Genomic DNA, 19,694 nt, shown 5'->3' on the forward strand with positions numbered 1-19,694 from the left:
TGGCTTTTTGCTATTTATTGGAGTCATTATGCGTCTATGGATAACAGCACTACTCACCGCTCTAATTGCCCTACCAAGCTCGGCAGGACAGTTTAAAAGTATCAAGGATGTCGAGGTTCATTACTCGGCTTTCAATTCCACGTTTTTAACTGCGCAGGTCGCTAAGCAATATAAGCTGAAACGAAACGGATACTCAGCGATTCTAAACATCAGCGTGCTAGACAACGCTTCCCTAGGCAAGCCTGCAACAACGGCTAAAATTACGGGAACAGCGAGAAACCTAGTAGGTAACACTCGTACGCTTAACTTCCGTGAAATAAAGGAAGGCGATGCGATTTATTACCTCGCTGAATTTCCTATCACTCACGAAGAAAACATCACTTTTAATATCGATGTTAACGCAGGTTTGAAAGGCACAGGTCCACTGCGTTTCACACAAAAATTCTATATAGAAGAGTAGCTTCAAAGCTCACATTTCTAGTCATTAACTTATTAGAGCCACATCCCCATGAGTAAGATTGTTTTAGCAACAGGCAACCAAGGCAAAGTTCGCGAGATGGCAGATATTCTGTCTGAGTTTGGTTTCGACGTTGTCGCGCAAAGTGAATTTAACGTTTCAGAAGTCGCTGAAACGGGAACGACTTTCATTGAAAATGCCATCATCAAAGCTCGCCACGCAGCGAAAGAGACGGGGCTACCAGCCATTGCTGACGATTCTGGCTTAGAAGTTGATTACCTTAATGGTGCACCCGGTATCTACTCAGCGCGTTACTCAGGTGAAGGGGCGACTGATAAACAGAACATCGAAAAGCTGTTAGATGCTATGCAAGGTGTGGCTACTGAAAAGCGTACCGCTCGTTTTCACTGTGTATTGGTGCTAATGCGTCACGAAAACGATCCAACACCATTGGTGTGTCACGGTAAATGGGAAGGTCGCATTCTGACTGAAGAACACGGTGAGAATGGCTTTGGCTACGATCCTGTATTCTTTGTACCAGAAGATAACTGCGCCTCAGCAGAGCTTGAATCGTCACGTAAGAAGCAACTGTCACACCGTAGTAAAGCCCTCGCATCATTATTCAAGACTCTCAAGGAGCAAGCTCTGTAATGCATAATGCAGCGCTTATACCACCAGCACTTAGCCTTTATGTCCACATCCCATGGTGTGTACAAAAGTGTCCGTATTGTGATTTTAACTCTCACGCTCTAAAAGCCGAGATTCCTGAAAAAGAGTACATCGATGCTCTGCTTGAGGATCTCGATACCGATATCGAAAAGTACCAACTCAATGACGCACCTCGCCCATTGCATTCGATCTTTATTGGTGGCGGCACGCCGAGTTTATTTTCTCCAGAAGGAATCGGTCGATTGCTGCAAGGCATTAAACAGCGCATCCCGTTCAAACCTGAAATAGAAATTACCATGGAAGCCAACCCAGGAACTATCGAAGCTGAGCGTTTTGCTGGTTATCAAAAAGCAGGGGTTAGTCGAATCTCGGTGGGCGTGCAAAGTTTTGAGCAAGAGAAACTGGAAAGGCTTGGGCGTATTCACGGTCAAGACGAAGCGGTTAACGCAGCTCATTTAGCGCATAAAATCGGATTAAATAGCTTCAACCTAGATCTAATGCACGGCTTACCGGATCAGAGTATTGATCAAGCGTTGGCTGATTTAGACAAAGCGATCGAACTCGATCCTCCGCATTTATCTTGGTATCAGCTAACAATAGAACCTAACACCATGTTCTATTACAAAACACCAAAGCTACCTGACGATGATGACCTTTGGGATATCTTCGACTTAGGCCATAAGAAGCTCGCAGACGCAGGTTATGTACAGTACGAAATTTCAGGCTACAGCAAGCCGGGATATCAGTGTCAGCATAACCTCAACTACTGGCGCTTTGGTGACTACCTAGGTATTGGCTGTGGCTCTCATGGCAAGCTGAGCTTTGCAGATGGACGTATTGTTCGCACCACTAAGGTTAAACACCCTAGAGGCTACCTAGCCGCGTATCAGAATCTGGTGAAGCCCTATCTGTCGGATGAACTTGAAGTCCCTAATGAGGACCGCCCTTTCGAATTCTTCATGAACCGCTTCAGGCTAATGGAAGCGTGTCCAAAGCAGGATTTCATTGATACTACGGGGCTAGAATTTGACTCGATTCAGCCAACAATAGAGTGGGCCAAAGAGCTCGGTTATCTTAATGAAACCGACAGCCACTGGCAGATCACTGAAAAAGGAAAGCTGTTCTTAAACGATTTGCTTGAAGCCTTTATGGCAGAAGAAGACGAATAGTTCGAACGCTAGAATGCAAAAAGCCTCTCATCTCGAGAGGCTTTTTTGTCGAACTTAGAACTTAGAGCTTAGAGCTTAGAAAATAGAACGACCAATACGCTCAGAGAGCAATTCTAAAGCCTGAGTGCCCGCCAGTGAATTACCCGACGCGTCCAGTTCCGGAGACCACACCGCGATCGTCATTTCGCCAGGAACAATTGCAATAATCCCGCCACCGACACCAGACTTTCCGGGCATACCAACACGATAGGCAAACTCTCCCGCCCCATCATACAAACCACATGTCGCAAGCAAGGCATTCAGCTGTTTAGTTTGAACTGGCGTGATGATCTCTTTCTTGGTCTGAACTGACACACCTTTGTTTGCCAAATAGCTAAAGGTCTTCGCCAAGTCAACACAGGTCATTTTAAGCGCACAAGCATGAAAGTAATTGTTGAGTACGGGAATAACATCGTTCTCAAAGTTACCAAATGAACGCATCAAATAAGCGATGGCAGCATTGCGATCGCTGTGCATCATTTCAGAAGCCGCCACAACCTTGTCATACACAATATGAGTATCACCTGATAGCTGACGTACAAATTCTAATAAACGGTGCCTTGGTGCAGATAGACGGCTTTGCAATAAGTCAGCAACGATAATCGCACCTGCGTTAATAAACGGGTTACGAGGGATGCCGTGTTCCATTTCAAGCTGAATCATCGAGTTAAAGGCTTGTCCTGAAGGCTCCTTCCCTACTCGTTGCCAAATCTCTTCCGGCTTATACAACACCATCGCTAACGTCAGGCTTAAAGCTTTAGAGATTGATTGCACAGAAAAGGCTTCATCGGCATCGCCAGCTTGAATGACTTCACCTTCATTGGTGTATACCGCAATCGCCAGTTTCTGATTAGATACACGAGCCAATGCAGGGATATAGTCAGCGACCTTTCCCTGACCAATTAAAGGGCGAACTTCATCTAAAATCTCGGCCAAAATAGCTTGAGTTGGTTTCATGTGTGCTTACTTCTTTATTGTTATTTTTGTAGGGGGTGTGACATTACTTTCTGTCCTTAAACCTTTATCGCAATAAAAGCCTAAGGACAAAAAAGCCAACATTACAATAATGTTGGCTTTAATCAATCCCATAAAGTGTAGGGTTTAATCCTAAGTCGGATTCACCTTCACTTAATTTGATTCAGAACTACTTAGTACGCTTAAACTTAATGTCCCAAACACCATGACCTAAACGGTGGCCACGCGCTTCAAACTTAGTTAGCGGACGCTCGTCTGGACGAGGAATGTAATCACCATCTTCAGCGATATTCTCGAAACCTGGAGCTACGTTCATCACTTCAATCATATGTTCTGCGTAGTTTTCCCAGTCTGTTGCCATGTGGAAAATACCAGTATCAAGTTGCAGCTTACCGCGAACCATCTCTGCAAACTCAGCCTTAACGATACGACGCTTATGGTGACGAGCTTTGTGCCATGGGTCAGGGAAGAACAGTTGCAGTGTATGCAGGCTGCTATCTGGGATCATGTGCTCAAATACTTCTACTGCATCGTGACACATTACGCGTAAATTCGTTACACCCGCATCGCGAGCTGTACCTAAACACGCACCAACACCTGGGCTATGAACTTCAATACCTAAGAAGTTTTTCTCAGGCGCATTCTTTGCCATTTCAACCAGTGATGCACCCATACCGAAGCCAATTTCTAGTACAACTGGGTTATCGTTGCCAAACACTTCTTTCCAATTAAGAAGTTCTGGGTTGTAGTCGATACCCATTGTTGGCCAACATTCATTCATCGCGTTTTCTTGGCCTTTTGTTAAGCGGCCTTCGCGGCGAACAAAACTACGGATCTTACGAACCAGTTTGCCGTCTTCAGTATATTCGTTAGTGGTCACTTCACTCATTGATTTTTGCCTGCACATTGATTAATCAAAGCGGGGATTATCCAAAGAATTGCCTCCGGTGCAAGTCTTTCCGTGGATAAATTCCCACACAATTTGTCTGTTTTACATCCAACCGTAAGTGTGGTGCAATTTCACTCCTAATAATAGCAAAGCATAGAGCATGTCGTGACTCCTTTCGCAACCGCCATATTAAAGTGGTATGACGCCTTTGGGCGTAAAGAATTACCTTGGCAACAAAACAAAACCGCCTACACCGTTTGGCTATCTGAAATCATGCTTCAGCAGACTCAAGTCGCCACGGTGATTCCATACTACCAGCGCTTCTTAGAACGCTTTCCAACGGTTATTGACCTAGCGAACGCCGAACAAGATGAGGTGCTGCACTTATGGACGGGGCTTGGCTATTACGCGCGAGCTCGTAACTTGCACAAGGCTGCCAAGATTGTTGCCGAGCAATACGGTGGTGAATTTCCGCTTTCTATCGAAGAAATGAACGCGCTACCGGGTATTGGACGCTCTACTGCCGCTGCAGTGCTGTCCTCTGTGCATAAACTTCCTCATGCAATTCTTGATGGCAACGTCAAGCGTACCTTGGCGAGAAGCTTCGCTGTAGAAGGTTGGCCGGGGCAAAAGAAAGTCGAGAACCAGTTGTGGGAACACGCAGAAACACACACTCCGCAACAAGATGTCGATAAGTACAATCAAGCCATGATGGATATGGGTGCGATGGTTTGTACTCGTAGCAAGCCCAAATGTACGTTGTGCCCGATTGAAAGCATGTGCGAAGCTAAGAAGCTCGATAGACAGCTCGATTTCCCAGGCAAGAAACCGAAGAAAGAAAAGCCAATAAAAGAAACATGGTTTGTGATTCTGTACCACGATAATCAAGTATGGCTCGAACAACGCCCTCAGTCTGGTATCTGGGGAGGACTGTTCTGTTTCCCTCAAAATGAAAACGCAGAGATCGAACATCAATTAGATCTTCGTTCGATCAAAGATAGTGAAACCGATTCGATCAAGACCATGATTGCGTTTCGACATACTTTCAGCCACTACCACTTAGATATCACACCTGTATTAGTAAAATTAGATAAACAACCAGATTTGATAATGGAAGGGACTAAAGGTCTCTGGTATAACTTATCAAAACCGGAAGAAATTGGCCTAGCCGCTCCTGTAAAGCAGCTTATTGAGAGCCTACCCTTTGAACTGAACGACGACGTTTGAATCAACGAACGCGATAAGAGGAACCACTATGAGCCGCACTGTATTTTGTGCTCGCCTTCAAAAAGATGCTGAAGGCCTAGATTTTCAACTTTACCCAGGTGACTTAGGTAAGCGTATCTTTGACAACATCTCTAAAGAAGCTTGGGGACAATGGCAAAGCAAGCAAACCATGCTTATCAATGAGAAGAAGCTAAACATGATGGATCCTGAACATCGTAAACTTCTTGAAACTGAGATGGTTAACTTCCTTTTCGAAGGTAAAGATGTCGTTATTGATGGCTACACTCCACCAAGCGAATAAGACATTTATTTAAGCAAATTTTAATGACATCATGGTTAACGCTGCGATGTCATTTTTGTATGAGGAACTATGAAAAAGCTAAGTTACTTCCTAACAGCCATGTTGTTAACTGGCTGCAGTCGTGAATTTGTCGAAAGCCTTTATGATGTTAATTACGAACCAACCAACCGATTTGTCAGTAATTTAGCGGAGCTACCCGGTCAATTTGAAAAAGACACTGGGGCGTTAGATTCTTTAATTAATAGCTTTTCTGGCAATATCCAAAAACGTTGGGGCAGCAGTGAAGTAAAGATGGCGGGCAAGAGTAACTATGTGAAATACATAGATAACTACTTGAGCCGTTCAGAAGTAAACTTTAGCCAAGGCCTGATCACAGTTGAAACCGTCTCCTCAACAGATCCTAAAAAGCACCTCAAAAATGCAATAATGACGACACTTTTGACGCCAGATGATCCTGCGAATGTCGATCTATTCTCTTCCAAAAGCATCAAGTTAGAAGGTCAACCTTTCCTTTATAACCAAGTCGTTGATCAAGATAAGAAGCCAATCCAATGGACATGGCGCGCGAACAAGTTTGCCGATTACTTGATCGCTAATAACTTAAAAACCAAGGAAGTCGACTTTAAAAAAGCTTACTACGTCGAAATCCCAATGGTGGCCGATCACGCCAGCAAACGAAGCTATAAGTACGCGGATATCGTTCGTCGCGCATCCCAACGTTATGACATCCCTGAAGACTTGATTTACGCGATCATCAAAACAGAGAGTAGTTTTAACCCATACGCTGTGAGTTGGGCGAACGCTTATGGTCTTATGCAGGTAGTCCCAAAAACCGCAGGTCGAGATGTGTTTAAGCTCGTCAAAAAGAAACCTGGAGAACCAAGTCCTGAGTACTTATTCAATCCAGAAAACAACATTGATGCTGGCACTGCGTACTTTTACATCCTTAAAAATCGTTATTTGAAGGACGTGCAGCACCCAACAACGCTTGAGTACAGCATGATCTCAGCATACAACGGTGGCACTGGTGGGGTACTAAATACCTTCAGCAAAGACCGAAAGCGAGCAATGCGTGACTTAAATTCGTTGCAACCTAGTCAAGCTTACTGGGCACTGACAAAGAAACACCCAAACAAAGAGTCGCGTCGATACTTAGAAAAAGTAACAAAATTCAAGAAAGATTTTAACCAAGGTAAAACGTAAGCCTCACTTTTGAATAAAAAAACAACTAACGAACGTTTTTTTTAATTATTTTCAAAAAAGGTGTTGACGGTTATGCAGAAAATCCGTTTAATAGCGCTCCGTTGCCCGGATAGCTCAGTCGGTAGAGCAGAGGATTGAAAATCCTCGTGTCGGTGGTTCGATTCCGCCTCCGGGCACCACAATTTGATTTGTTGGTGTCATTACTCTTTAACAGGGAGTAGCAACACGAACAAAAGCATAAAGAATTTAGTGTGCCGACTTAGCTCAGTAGGTAGAGCAACTGACTTGTAATCAGTAGGTCACCAGTTCGACTCCGGTAGTCGGCACCATTCTTTTGCCTCGATAGCTCAGTCGGTAGAGCAGCGGATTGAAAATCCGCGTGTCGGTGGTTCGATTCCGCCTCGAGGCACCATTATTTGGTACTTAACAAATAATGGTCTTTATAGACCTGATGTTGAGACAAGTAATTCCCCTTTAGTTCAGTTGGTAGAACGGCGGACTGTTAATCCGTATGTCGCAAGTTCAAGTCTTGCAAGGGGAGCCATTTTAAAGAACTTCATTTTATATGAGGTTTTAATTAGAGAGTTTACTCTCTAAAGCAAAAAATTTAGTGTGCCGACTTAGCTCAGTAGGTAGAGCAACTGACTTGTAATCAGTAGGTCACCAGTTCGACTCCGGTAGTCGGCACCATTCTTTTGCCTCGATAGCTCAGTCGGTAGAGCAGCGGATTGAAAATCCGCGTGTCGGTGGTTCGATTCCGCCTCGAGGCACCATTATTTGGTGCTTAACAAATAATGGTCTTTATAGATTATTTATATCTTAAAGAACATTGTTAAACACAAATAATTCCCCTTTAGTTCAGTTGGTAGAACGGCGGACTGTTAATCCGTATGTCGCAAGTTCAAGTCTTGCAAGGGGAGCCACATTCAAGAAAGCCAAGTCGAAAGACTTGGCTTTCTTTCGTTTGAGCAAAAGCTAACTCTATTCAGTATTGCCGCCAGTCCAACATCAAGCCTTAATCCCTCCCCCCCCATAAAGTTAAAGACATCCCCTTTCCGATATCGACAGCACCAATCCTTGAATTCGTTCAAACCCTCTCGATACAAACTAAACCACCTCTGAAATTAAGCACCTTTAGCCGCTTATCGTCACTTAAAAATAAACAACACATCAATCTGTTACTTTTTTTTCTTCGGAAATTTAATCTCTATCATATTTTGATATCTTTCTAATATCTGCCCTACACGACTTAGATTAAGATTCGATGAATTATATCTAATACTAATTATTGAATCGCTACGCAGGAAAATATGAAATTAAAAACGCAAGCTTACTTACTATCGGGCATCATATTGGTTGCTCTACTAGCGTTAACTGCTACAGGCTTATGGACCTTAAGAGTTGCTAGCAACATAGACAACAAAGCTCGCGTAACAGAGCTGTTTAAGAGCGCATACAGCATTCTTACTGAAGTCGAAAAAATGGCGATTGATGGCACACTAGAAGAAGAGCAAGCTAAACAACTTGCTACTCGCCTACTACGCAACAACATCTATAAAGACAATGAATATGTCTACGTCGCAGATGAGAACATGACGTTTGTCGCGACACCATTAGATCCTCAACTACACGGAACCAGCTTTAACGACTTTAAAGATGGCGACGGCAATAGTGTTGGTCAGCTAATCCAAAAAGTACTTGGCAATCGTACTGGCCAGATCATTGAGTACACCTGGACACAAAAGCTTCCAGACGGAACGATTGAAGAAAAGCTGTCTATTGCAGAGAAGACTCCGCATTGGGGTTGGGTTGTAGGCACCGGTATCGGCTTCAATGAAGTCAATGCGCGTTTCTGGTCGACTGCTCAATGGCAATTGTTTCTATGTGTCGTGATTGCTGGCCTTATTTTATCAAGCCTAATTGTATCTATTAAGCGAATGCTAGCGCTTCTTGGCGGCGAGCCTAAAGATGTAAGAGAAGCAGTACAAGCAGTCGCAGAAGGCCGTATTCAAACCTCTTTCGAGACTCAGGCGATAAACGGCAGTATTTATCATGCCGTGCAACAAATGAGTAAGTCGTTAGCCGAGCTGGTCTCAAACCTTAATGCATCAATGCTGGCATTAAGGGGCGAACTGCAGCGCGTAGAAGATCGTGCTGGGGCAATTGCTCAGCTAACAGAAACACAACAGCAATCAACAGAGATGATCGCAACAGCAATGACCGAGATGGCCTCTTCAGCCAACAATGTTGCTGATTCAGCGGGTGATACTGCGCGTAATACTGACGAAGCTGATAAACAGAGCCAACATACTCAGCAGTTAATTCACAACACGGTAGATAACATTCAAGGTCTAGCAGGCCAACTAGGAACGGCCAGTGAAGCCGTCGCTAACCTAGATAGCGATGTACATAACATCGTTAAGGTCTTAGACGTCATCGGTGATATTGCAGAACAAACTAACCTTCTAGCGCTAAATGCGGCAATTGAAGCTGCGCGCGCTGGTGAACAAGGCCGCGGATTTGCGGTTGTGGCTGATGAGGTTCGTAACCTTGCAGGTCGAACACAATCAAGCACGAAAGAAATCCAACTAATGATCAATAACCTTCAAGAAGGCTCTCGTAACGCAATAAAAACTATGGAAGTGTGTGCGACGACCAGTGAAAGCACCGTAACAGAGTCCCAGAATGCCTCTGAAGCTCTACAACAGATTGTTGTCGCATTAGAGTCTATTTCATCGATGAGTCATCAAATCGCGACAGCCGCCGCTGAGCAGACTCAGGTGAGTGACGATATTTCGAAGCGTATCAATATGATCGAAGAAAGTGGCAACCAACTGAGTAATGTGGTGACAGAAAGTCATAACAGCACTCAAACTCTCGCCTCCCTTTCTAACGAATTAGAAGCTTGGGTTAATAGGTTTGAAGTAAAACACTAAACTCTCGAGTAAATTCTTAAATATAAAAGCACGTTTTCATACGTGCTTTTTTTGTTTCGGTGCCTATTCCGTCCAGTTAACCGTAGTTTCAGCATCTTTTAGAGCATGCTAGACCTAGGTTTTTAGCCCCAAACGAACAAAAACAATCCACTAAGTATAGAAAAACATCAAACGATACTTTTTTTGCAATTTAATGTTGACCCAGAACGCGAAAACACGTTTAATACACCTCGTCGCCCGGATAGCTCAGTCGGTAGAGCAGAGGATTGAAAATCCTCGTGTCGGTGGTTCGATTCCGCCTCCGGGCACCACAATTTATTTGTTGGTGTCCTAGACAACAACAGTAAAGCACAAAGAAATATTATGTGCCGACTTAGCTCAGTAGGTAGAGCAACTGACTTGTAATCAGTAGGTCACCAGTTCGACTCCGGTAGTCGGCACCATTTCTTTAAAGCTTTAAGAATAATTCCCCTTTAGTTCAGTTGGTAGAACGGCGGACTGTTAATCCGTATGTCGCAAGTTCAAGTCTTGCAAGGGGAGCCAAGTTAATCATCAAGCATAAGCTTTTTGATTCATGATGCCGACTTAGCTCAGTAGGTAGAGCAACTGACTTGTAATCAGTAGGTCACCAGTTCGATTCCGGTAGTCGGCACCATTCTCTTGATTAGAGACTAAACAATCAATTCCCCTTTAGTTCAGTTGGTAGAACGGCGGACTGTTAATCCGTATGTCGCAAGTTCAAGTCTTGCAAGGGGAGCCATTTAAAAAAAGCCGCATCATTGATGCGGCTTTTTTGCATTTGAATAATCTAACTTTTCCATGACTCTCCTTCCTAATACCTCGTTCAATTTAGAAACCAACAACTTTAATACCCTTCAAAAATAATTACTCTTTAACTCCCTTTTTAGTTCCCATCGCAACAGACTATCAATTTGTACAACGAGTCAGTCATCACGGACTTGTTAGTTACGTTACTGTTGATTAGTTCTACAGGAATGAACAAGCTTTAGAGCGAATCAAATAGGCTCTAGAAAGGCTCTGTCGGTTGTTCAAATTGAAATGACATCAGAGTCACTCTTTATCAAAACTATCCACTACAATCGCTCCCATAGATGCAGGCATGGAAATTACAATCACCCTTTTGAACGATACAATTGGATCGCTTAGTAAAGGCAGCTTGTCCAAACAAGTCAGTACCAGCGCAACAACCAACGCTGTCATCACATAAGCAATAACGATTCGAAAAATAAACACCGGCAACCGAGCAACAATATCTTTCTGAAATACGCTCTCATAGGTATAAAAGCCAAGGAATACAGCAGACAATAGAAACAACAACAGCAAGTTAGCTGTGGGCAAAGTCTCCCCTAACTTCCAGGCCTCCTCAGAAAAAGAAATCGGCACGGCCAAAGCAAAAGATCCAACAAAGATCTGGCTGGCATCTTCAAAGTTAAAGCTTAATTTCATAGTTCGACCCATTAGGTTTTAAGGCTTTATCTATTTTTTAAAATAATCACAAAATTATCCGCCGATGATTTGGGGAATTTTCTATTCTTACCAAGCAACAGAAATGACACTTATTAGCTTAATATTAGTCGTAATAACCTAAACATAGCTTGAACTAACCAGCAAGAAATCAATATGTTCAGAGTAAAAGCTGTCAAAACAACTAATTCATATCGAGCCGACAAGCACATCAGAATCGAAGAGAGACCGGTAAACATCCTAAGATACCAGTGCCTAAAACCAGAAAATCTCAATCAGTTGGGTGATAAACATCACTGCACGGATCGAGGGATACTCTATTTCTTAGCTTATATATCCTTCCGGCATCACTTGGGGAGCTCAGCCTAGCGACTCTCACCTTCAAACTGAATCTAGTCCGCTTTCACCCTTTGAAATGCTTCGAACAAAGTGCTTAATGCCATCGAGAGTGGTTTAAGCTCAATGCATAACAAGAGCTATTAAGTCGACTCATTAAGGGCTATAGCGTGCTTAGCAAAAGTCTCCATGATGGAGTCCTAATTACAAATCAGAAGCATCCTCTAGATTCACCGATAAGCCAGAAGTCAGGTTTCCTAGGCGAAGGGCTGTTAGCTGATACTTGAGGAAGGCTCCAAGCACTGAGCAAGCAGGATGAGTTGTAATGCTTGTATAGTTTCAGGTATTGAATGGGCCGCTGAGTCAAAACAGTCTCATTACCTAACTTACAACGTCGCATGGCTCGAGTATTTGATCAGTAAGTTTGAAGTCTTTCTTGTGTCAAACCACAATTGGAATCAGAAATGATGTAATTCTAGTCGCAGGATTGGGATTTCTGATAAATGACGGAATAATAGGGACGCGCTGGCTAGGAGTTATAGGGTACGGGAAATCTTATGTGGAAGTCATTAGATGGAGAGGCGAAACACTATAATTTAGATGTAAAAAAGCCCCGCTATTGCTAGCGAGGCTTCTAAATAAATGGCGGAGTGGACGGGACTCGAACCCGCGACCCCCGGCGTGACAGGCCGGTATTCTAACCAACTGAACTACCACTCCGCAGTGTCTATTCAGCATAATGCAATTTAAGCCTGACGATGTCCTACTCTCACATGGGGAAGCCCCACACTACCATCGGCGCTATTGTGTTTCACTTCTGAGTTCGGCATGGAATCAGGTGGGTCCACAATGCTATGGTCGTCAAACAAATTCTGTTGTCAACTTGATGAATCAAATCAACTAAATAATGGTGCTGATACCCAGACTCGAACTGGGGACCTCACCCTTACCAAGGGTGCGCTCTACCGGGCTGAGCTATATCAGCAATTCAGGAATCGTTTAAAGACGATTCTGAAAACTTTTTGTCTTCACTTTTTAAAAGTGAAAATAAATTTAAAGCCTGGCGATGTCCTACTCTCACATGGGGAAACCCCACACTACCATCGGCGCTATTGTGTTTCACTTCTGAGTTCGGCATGGAATCAGGTGGGTCCACAATGCTATGGTCGCCAAGCAAATTTTAAAATTCGGAAAGCTTATCTAAAAGTTATTTCTCTTCAAACGCATTCAAGGTCTGGTACATCTGAGTCCACAAAACCCCTTGGGTGTTGTATGGTTAAGCCTCACGGGCAATTAGTACAGGTTAGCTCAATGCCTCGCAGCACTTACACACCCTGCCTATCAACGTCGTAGTCTACGACAACCCTTTAGGACACTTATAGTGCCAGGGAAAACTCATCTCAAGGCTCGCTTCCCGCTTAGATGCTTTCAGCGGTTATCGATTCCGAACTTAGCTACCGGGCAATGCCATTGGCATGACAACCCGAACACCAGAGGTTCGTCCACTCCGGTCCTCTCGTACTAGGAGCAGCCCCTTTCAATTTTCCAACGCCCACGGCAGATAGGGACCGAACTGTCTCACGACGTTCTAAACCCAGCTCGCGTACCACTTTAAATGGCGAACAGCCATACCCTTGGGACCGACTTCAGCCCCAGGATGTGATGAGCCGACATCGAGGTGCCAAACACCGCCGTCGATATGAACTCTTGGGCGGTATCAGCCTGTTATCCCCGGAGTACCTTTTATCCGTTGAGCGATGGCCCTTCCATTCAGAACCACCGGATCACTATGACCTGCTTTCGCACCTGCTCGAATTGTCATTCTCGCAGTCAAGCGGGCTTATGCCATTGCACTAACCACACGATGTCCAACCGTGTTTAGCCCACCTTCGTGCTCCTCCGTTACTCTTTGGGAGGAGACCGCCCCAGTCAAACTACCCACCAGGCACTGTCCGTAATCCCGATTCAGGGACCAACGTTAGAACATCAAAACTACAAGGGTGGTATTTCAAGGACGACTCCATCACATCTAGCGACGCAATTTCATAGTCTCCCACCTATCCTACACATGTAGGTTCAATGTTCAGTGCCAAGCTGTAGTAAAGGTTCACGGGGTCTTTCCGTCTAGCCGCGGGTACACTGCATCTTCACAGCGATTTCAATTTCACTGAGTCTCGGGTGGAGACAGCGTGGCCATCATTACGCCATTCGTGCAGGTCGGAACTTACCCGACAAGGAATTTCGCTACCTTAGGACCGTTATAGTTACGGCCGCCGTTTACCGGGGCTTCGATCAAGAGCTTCGACCGAAGTCTAACCCCATCAATTAACCTTCCGGCACCGGGCAGGCGTCACACCGTATACGTCATCTTACGATTTTGCACAGTGCTGTGTTTTTAATAAACAGTTGCAGCCACCTGGTATCTGCGACTCTCGTCTGCTCCATCCGCAAGGGACTTCACTGATAAGAGCGTACCTTCTCCCGAAGTTACGGTACCATTTTGCCTAGTTCCTTCACCCGAGTTCTCTCAAGCGCCTTGGTATTCTCTACCCGACCACCTGTGTCGGTTTGGGGTACGATTCCTTACAATCTGAAGCTTAGAGGCTTTTCCTGGAAGCATGGCATCAATGACTTCACTACCGTAGTAGCTCGACATCGTATCTCAGCGTTAATGAAAGTCCGGATTTACCTAAACTTTCCGCCTACATACTTGAACCTGGACAACCGTCGCCAGGCCCACCTAGCCTTCTCCGTCCCCCCATCGCAATTGTAAGAAGTACGGGAATATTAACCCGTTTCCCATCGACTACGCCTTTCGGCCTCGCCTTAGGAGTCGACTTACCCTGCCCCGATTAACGTTGGACAGGAACCCTTGGTCTTCCGGCGAGGGAGTTTTTCACTCCCTTTATCGTTACTCATGTCAGCATTCGCACTTCTGATACCTCCAGCAGCCCTTACAGACCACCTTCAACGGCTTACAGAACGCTCCCCTACCCCACATACCCTAAGGTACGTAGCCGCAGCTTCGGTGTATAGCTTAGCCCCGTTACATCTTCCGCGCAGGCCGACTCGACCAGTGAGCTATTACGCTTTCTTTAAATGATGGCTGCTTCTAAGCCAACATCCTGGCTGTCTGAGCCTTCCCACATCGTTTCCCACTTAGCTATACTTTGGGACCTTAGCTGGCGGTCTGGGTTGTTTCCCTCTCCACGACGGACGTTAGCACCCGCCGTGTGTCTCCCGGATAGTACTTACTGGTATTCGGAGTTTGCAAAGGGTTGGTAAGTCGGGATGACCCCCTAGCCTTAACAGTGCTCTACCCCCAGTAGTATTCGTCCGAGGCGCTACCTAAATAGCTTTCGGGGAGAACCAGCTATCTCCAGGTTTGATTGGCCTTTCACCCCTAGCCACAAGTCATCCGCTAATTTTTCAACATTAGTCGGTTCGGTCCTCCAGTTGATGTTACTCAACCTTCAACCTGCCCATGGCTAGATCACCTGGTTTCGGGTCTAATCCTAGCAACTGTACGCCCAGTTAAGACTCGGTTTCCCTACGGCTCCCCTAAACGGTTAACCTTGCTACTAAAATTAAGTCGCTGACCCATTATACAAAAGGTACGCAGTCACACCACGAAGGTGCTCCTACTGCTTGTACGTACACGGTTTCAGGTTCTATTTCACTCCCCTCACAGGGGTTCTTTTCGCCTTTCCCTCACGGTACTGGTTCACTATCGGTCAGTCAGTAGTATTTAGCCTTGGAGGATGGTCCCCCCATATTCAGACAGGATATCACGTGTCCCGCCCTACTCGTTTTCACTGATTATGATGTGTCGGTTACGGGGCTATCACCCTTTATTGCGAGACTTTCCAGACTCTTCACCTGCATCATTAAAAGCTTAAGGGCTAATCCAATTTCGCTCGCCGCTACTTTCGGAATCTCGGTTGATTTCTCTTCCTCGGGGTACTTAGATGTTTCAGTTCCCCCGGTTTGCCTCCTGTTGCTATGTATTCACAACAGGATACTTGCTTATGCAAGTGGGTTTCCCCATTCAGGAATCCCAGACTCAAAAGGTTATTACTACCTAATCTGGGCTTATCGCAAGTTATTACGCCTTTCATCGCCTCTGACTGCCAAGGCATCCACCGTGTACGCTTAGTCACTTAACCATACAACCCGAAAGGGTTTCTATTTGCTTTCACTTTAAAAAGTGAAGACAAATAAGCGTATGGCAACTAACCAAGGTTTTTGGTTGTCATCAAGAAGGGTTAATTCTTAATGACTGTTTGCCGGACTCAATTGTGAATCAAACTAAGTTTGATTCGAATACAAGACACTTGAATGTGTTTGTTGTGTCTATCTAATGAAAGATAAACATTGAGAACTTTTAAATTTGATTGAATTACTCGTAAGTAAATCAATCAGTCAGCTTTCCAAATTGTTAAAGAGCATAAAGCAAAAAGCTTTAATCAATAACTTACGTTATTAATTAAAGCTCTGGCTTTAACTAAATCTAAACCATCAATCTGTGTGGACACTCATCGTAAGTATCTTCGTATAAGGAGGTGATCCAGCCCCAGGTTCCCCTAGGGCTACCTTGTTACGACTTCACCCCAGTCATGAACCACAAAGTGGTGAGCGTCCTCCCCGAAAGGTTAAACTACCCACTTCTTTTGCAGCCCACTCCCATGGTGTGACGGGCGGTGTGTACAAGGCCCGGGAACGTATTCACCGTGACATTCTGATTCACGATTACTAGCGATTCCGACTTCATGGAGTCGAGTTGCAGACTCCAATCCGGACTACGACGCACTTTTTGGGATTCGCTCACTATCGCTAGCTTGCTGCCCTCTGTATGCGCCATTGTAGCACGTGTGTAGCCCTACTCGTAAGGGCCATGATGACTTGACGTCGTCCCCACCTTCCTCCGGTTTATCACCGGCAGTCTCCCTGGAGTTCCCGACATTACTCGCTGGCAAACAAGGATAAGGGTTGCGCTCGTTGCGGGACTTAACCCAACATTTCACAACACGAGCTGACGACAGCCATGCAGCACCTGTCTCAGAGTTCCCGAAGGCACACCTGCGTCTCCGCTGGCTTCTCTGGATGTCAAGAGTAGGTAAGGTTCTTCGCGTTGCATCGAATTAAACCACATGCTCCACCGCTTGTGCGGGCCCCCGTCAATTCATTTGAGTTTTAATCTTGCGACCGTACTCCCCAGGCGGTCTACTTAACGCGTTAGCTCCGAAAGCCACGGCTCAAGGCCACAACCTCCAAGTAGACATCGTTTACGGCGTGGACTACCAGGGTATCTAATCCTGTTTGCTCCCCACGCTTTCGCATCTGAGTGTCAGTGTCTGTCCAGGGGGCCGCCTTCGCCACTGGTATTCCTTCAGATCTCTACGCATTTCACCGCTACACCTGAAATTCTACCCCCCTCTACAGCACTCTAGTTCACCAGTTTCAAATGCAGTTCCGAGGTTGAGCCCCGGGCTTTCACATCTGACTTAATGAACCACCTGCATGCGCTTTACGCCCAGTAATTCCGATTAACGCTCGCACCCTCCGTATTACCGCGGCTGCTGGCACGGAGTTAGCCGGTGCTTCTTCTGTTGCTAACGTCAAGAGATAACGCTATTAACGTTACCCCCTTCCTCACAACTGAAAGTACTTTACAACCCGAAGGCCTTCTTCATACACGCGGCATGGCTGCATCAGGCTTTCGCCCATTGTGCAATATTCCCCACTGCTGCCTCCCGTAGGAGTCTGGACCGTGTCTCAGTTCCAGTGTGGCTGATCATCCTCTCAGACCAGCTAGGGATCGTCGCCTTGGTGAGCCATTACCTCACCAACTAGCTAATCCCACCTAGGCATATCTTGACGCGAGAGGTCCGAAGATCCCCCTCTTTGGCCCGTAGGCATTATGCGGTATTAGCCATCGTTTCCAATGGTTATCCCCCACATCAAGGCAATTTCCTAGGCATTACTCACCCGTCCGCCGCTCGACGCCCATTAACGCACCCGAAGGATTGTTAGTGTCGTTTCCGCTCGACTTGCATGTGTTAGGCCTGCCGCCAGCGTTCAATCTGAGCCATGATCAAACTCTTCAATTTAAGATTTTGTGACTCAACGAATACTGACTTCAAAACTATTCTTTATAAATAAAGAGTGTAATTTTAAAGCTATTACCATTCCAACAGAATGGTAATGAATTGACTGTGCCGAATAATTTCTTTCTACAAGAGAAAGTAGTTAAACGTATTGGTCACTCAGTTCATTGAAATCAAGTTTGTTACCGAAGTAACTGTTACTACCTAAGTAATAACGCTTTGATATTCATCAACGAGTGCCCACACAGATTGATAGGTTTAAATTGTTAAAGAGCTTCACTTGTTGAGCGTTCCTTTTAAGCAAGGAGCCTCTCGAAGTGGACGGCCATTCTAGCGTTTTAATTCTCAGTGTCAAACACTTATTGGGAATTAATTTCTACTTTTTAAAAGTAGGAGCGATTAAACGCTTTAAGCTAGTTGCCTTACCAACATTCTGCGCTGAAGCCTTGTGGCGTCTGCCGTGTCAGTGAGGCGGCATTATAGAGATGCAGCTCTTATTGGCAAGCATTAAATGCGTTTTTTTATTGAAAAAAGAGGTTAAGCGAAGACATTTCAACCAAGGGCTTGTTTATACCACTTTTAACCCAAGTTTCGAACAAATTACTCACAACACCCTGTGGATAACTACTCGCCATTATCAAAAAAGTAAGATAAACGAGCCCTAGGGTTTAGATATTCTCTAACTTGTTCCGGTAACTTACTTGGATGAACTGCATTGACAATTTTTATCTCTTTAGTAAAGAGGTCAATGATCGGGGCTTGGGTTCTTGGCACGCTAGGATCATAGATCAGTACATTCGGGTAAAGCATGTGTTTGGCATTAACTGAAATCACTATTCCAATTGATTCATTTGAAAGCTGCACGACAGTGCCCGGTGGGTACACTCCCATAAACTTGACTAACAGACTCAAGTTATCCTGACTATATAGGTGTTTGCAGTTCTTATATAAATGAGAGAGTGCTAAGTAAGGGATCTTTTGCTGGGATTGCGCTTTACTGTGGCAAAGGTTATCAAATGCATTTGCTACCGCGGCTATTTTTGCAAACTCATCTATACCATCTTCAGTTAAGCCTTCTGGATAACCTGAGCCGTCATTCATTTCGTGATGCTGACCAATAACTCTCTTCGCACTGTCAGGAAAACCCTCAATAGCCGTGACTATATCTACCCCATATTTAGTATGAAGTTTGAGATAATTCGCCTCTGGTACAGTCAAAGCAGCCTGCTTTCTTAGTATCGCTACGGGTATCTTTATTTTACCTATATCGTGAAACAACGCGGCAAATGAAAGGTCTTTCAACTGTTGCGTATTGTAGCCTTTAGCTTTACCTATCATTAGCGCAACAACAGAGACATTTAATGTATGAAAGTAAATGTCTTCAAAGTCAGCTTTTGCATTCATGAGATGCAAGGTTACGTTATCGTCACTCACTAGCGTTTCAACAATATCATCAACAAGAGCTTTAACCTCCCCTACCGCATCTAATGGGCGATTACGGATTTTGGTCATCACAGAACGCATTCGGGCAAGCGAACGTTCGAACTCTTTCTCGCAATGACTTACCCTACGACGGTAAGAGCTTAGAGTTTCGATACGCTCATGCTTATCTTTCCACATTCTTTCCGCTTCAAGACTTACTTGTAAATCAGTATCAAGGTCTTGTTCACTCACATGGTTAGCGGGTAAAGGTGATGTATCGCTTTGGTTCGGGTTTATATAGACGTGCTTAATCCCAAGATGTCGAATTACTTGTACTTGAGCGTCATCTTTGATTTTAAAGCTGTTAAGTAAAAAGGGGTGTTCATTCCATTTTACTGGGAGTCGTACATGTAGACCGGGCTGAATGCGATCTACGGTAATCTTTATGCTGCCCATTTTTATATATAATATTGATCAAT

Annotated in this window: 11 protein-coding genes, 14 tRNA genes and 4 rRNA genes; 19 read left to right on the plus strand and 10 right to left on the minus strand. The window is 44.9% G+C overall.

Annotated features, from left to right (window positions below; all coding sequences use genetic code 11):
• Positions 1 to 28 precede the first annotated feature (28 nt).
• Genes OCU90_RS14950 through hemW form a run of 3 tightly spaced genes read left to right on the plus strand, consistent with a single transcriptional unit; the run spans position 29 to position 2,295 of the window.
• Complete coding sequence (locus tag OCU90_RS14950) at positions 29 to 460, plus strand: DUF4426 domain-containing protein (RefSeq protein ID WP_004735472.1); 432 nt, start codon at positions 29 to 31, stop codon at positions 458 to 460.
• A gap of 48 nt (positions 461 to 508) precedes the next feature.
• On the plus strand, positions 509 to 1,108 hold the full coding sequence (locus OCU90_RS14955; RefSeq protein WP_061025922.1) for an XTP/dITP diphosphatase: 600 nt from the start codon (positions 509 to 511) through the stop codon (positions 1,106 to 1,108).
• Positions 1,108 to 2,295 carry a radical SAM family heme chaperone HemW gene (gene hemW, locus OCU90_RS14960; protein ID WP_054541896.1) on the plus strand — a complete coding sequence of 396 codons (1,188 nt, stop codon included), beginning with the start codon at positions 1,108 to 1,110 and terminating at the stop codon, positions 2,293 to 2,295. Before OCU90_RS14955 ends, hemW begins: the two co-directional genes overlap by 1 nt.
• A gap of 75 nt (positions 2,296 to 2,370) precedes the next feature.
• Here the strand turns inward: hemW and glsB are convergent, their stop codons facing one another.
• Both glsB and trmB read right to left on the minus strand, forming a co-directional pair.
• A complete protein-coding gene (gene glsB / locus OCU90_RS14965; protein ID WP_004735469.1) occupies positions 2,371 to 3,291 on the minus strand; it encodes a glutaminase B in 921 nt (306 codons plus the stop codon).
• 187 nt (positions 3,292 to 3,478) lie between these two features.
• Entirely contained in the window at positions 3,479 to 4,198 is a 720-nt protein-coding gene (gene trmB, locus OCU90_RS14970) for a tRNA (guanosine(46)-N7)-methyltransferase TrmB (RefSeq protein ID WP_004735468.1), read from the minus strand.
• Positions 4,199 to 4,363: 165 nt separating this feature from the next.
• Here trmB and mutY point away from each other — a divergent pair, with 165 nt between their 5' ends.
• From mutY to OCU90_RS15050, 16 genes are all read left to right on the plus strand, one after another.
• A complete protein-coding gene (mutY, locus tag OCU90_RS14975; RefSeq protein ID WP_017077771.1) occupies positions 4,364 to 5,425 on the plus strand; it encodes an A/G-specific adenine glycosylase in 1,062 nt (353 codons plus the stop codon).
• Positions 5,426 to 5,453: 28 nt separating this feature from the next.
• Positions 5,454 to 5,726, plus strand: coding sequence for an oxidative damage protection protein (locus OCU90_RS14980; protein WP_004735465.1), 273 nt, complete (start codon positions 5,454 to 5,456; stop codon positions 5,724 to 5,726).
• Positions 5,727 to 5,795: 69 nt separating this feature from the next.
• Positions 5,796 to 6,929 carry a membrane-bound lytic murein transglycosylase MltC gene (gene mltC / locus OCU90_RS14985; protein WP_017077770.1) on the plus strand — a complete coding sequence of 378 codons (1,134 nt, stop codon included), beginning with the start codon at positions 5,796 to 5,798 and terminating at the stop codon, positions 6,927 to 6,929.
• A gap of 103 nt (positions 6,930 to 7,032) precedes the next feature.
• Positions 7,033 to 7,108, plus strand: a tRNA-Phe gene (locus OCU90_RS14990).
• Positions 7,109 to 7,182: 74 nt separating this feature from the next.
• Positions 7,183 to 7,258, plus strand: a tRNA-Thr gene (locus tag OCU90_RS14995).
• Positions 7,259 to 7,265: 7 nt separating this feature from the next.
• A tRNA-Phe gene (locus OCU90_RS15000) sits at positions 7,266 to 7,341 on the plus strand.
• Positions 7,342 to 7,397: 56 nt separating this feature from the next.
• Positions 7,398 to 7,473 (plus strand) — tRNA-Asn (locus OCU90_RS15005).
• Between the two features lie 70 nt (positions 7,474 to 7,543).
• A tRNA-Thr gene (locus OCU90_RS15010) sits at positions 7,544 to 7,619 on the plus strand.
• Between the two features lie 7 nt (positions 7,620 to 7,626).
• Positions 7,627 to 7,702: transfer RNA gene (locus tag OCU90_RS15015), tRNA-Phe, on the plus strand.
• Positions 7,703 to 7,776: 74 nt separating this feature from the next.
• Positions 7,777 to 7,852: transfer RNA gene (locus tag OCU90_RS15020), tRNA-Asn, on the plus strand.
• Between the two features lie 387 nt (positions 7,853 to 8,239).
• Positions 8,240 to 9,865, plus strand: coding sequence for a methyl-accepting chemotaxis protein (locus OCU90_RS15025; RefSeq protein ID WP_061025924.1), 1,626 nt, complete (start codon positions 8,240 to 8,242; stop codon positions 9,863 to 9,865).
• 235 nt (positions 9,866 to 10,100) lie between these two features.
• A tRNA-Phe gene (locus OCU90_RS15030) sits at positions 10,101 to 10,176 on the plus strand.
• A gap of 56 nt (positions 10,177 to 10,232) precedes the next feature.
• A tRNA-Thr gene (locus tag OCU90_RS15035) sits at positions 10,233 to 10,308 on the plus strand.
• Between the two features lie 24 nt (positions 10,309 to 10,332).
• Positions 10,333 to 10,408, plus strand: a tRNA-Asn gene (locus OCU90_RS15040).
• Between the two features lie 36 nt (positions 10,409 to 10,444).
• Positions 10,445 to 10,520, plus strand: a tRNA-Thr gene (locus OCU90_RS15045).
• Between the two features lie 29 nt (positions 10,521 to 10,549).
• Positions 10,550 to 10,625: transfer RNA gene (locus OCU90_RS15050), tRNA-Asn, on the plus strand.
• 311 nt (positions 10,626 to 10,936) lie between these two features.
• On the opposite strand, the gene OCU90_RS15055 is transcribed toward OCU90_RS15050, so the two are convergent.
• From OCU90_RS15055 to OCU90_RS15090, 8 genes are all read right to left on the minus strand, one after another.
• Positions 10,937 to 11,332: a DUF2391 family protein gene (locus OCU90_RS15055; protein WP_061025926.1), complete on the minus strand. Its 396-nt coding sequence runs from the start codon at positions 11,330 to 11,332 to the stop codon at positions 10,937 to 10,939.
• Positions 11,333 to 12,329: 997 nt separating this feature from the next.
• Positions 12,330 to 12,406: transfer RNA gene (locus OCU90_RS15060), tRNA-Asp, on the minus strand.
• Positions 12,407 to 12,436: 30 nt separating this feature from the next.
• Positions 12,437 to 12,552, minus strand: a 5S ribosomal RNA gene (gene rrf, locus OCU90_RS15065).
• Positions 12,553 to 12,594: 42 nt separating this feature from the next.
• Positions 12,595 to 12,671, minus strand: a tRNA-Thr gene (locus OCU90_RS15070).
• 73 nt (positions 12,672 to 12,744) lie between these two features.
• Positions 12,745 to 12,860 (minus strand): 5S ribosomal RNA (rrf, locus tag OCU90_RS15075).
• A gap of 98 nt (positions 12,861 to 12,958) precedes the next feature.
• Positions 12,959 to 15,852 (minus strand): 23S ribosomal RNA (locus tag OCU90_RS15080).
• 389 nt (positions 15,853 to 16,241) lie between these two features.
• A 16S ribosomal RNA gene (locus OCU90_RS15085) occupies positions 16,242 to 17,796 on the minus strand.
• The 16S, 23S and 5S rRNA genes sit together here with 2 tRNA genes alongside, the layout of an rRNA operon.
• Before the next feature lie 621 nt (positions 17,797 to 18,417).
• Entirely contained in the window at positions 18,418 to 19,671 is a 1,254-nt protein-coding gene (locus OCU90_RS15090) for an HD-GYP domain-containing protein (RefSeq protein WP_061023434.1), read from the minus strand.
• Positions 19,672 to 19,694 lie beyond the last annotated feature (23 nt).

Origin of the sequence: Vibrio splendidus, assembly GCF_024347615.1 — a bacterium.
GTDB classification, from domain to species: Bacteria; Pseudomonadota; Gammaproteobacteria; order Enterobacterales; family Vibrionaceae; genus Vibrio; species Vibrio splendidus.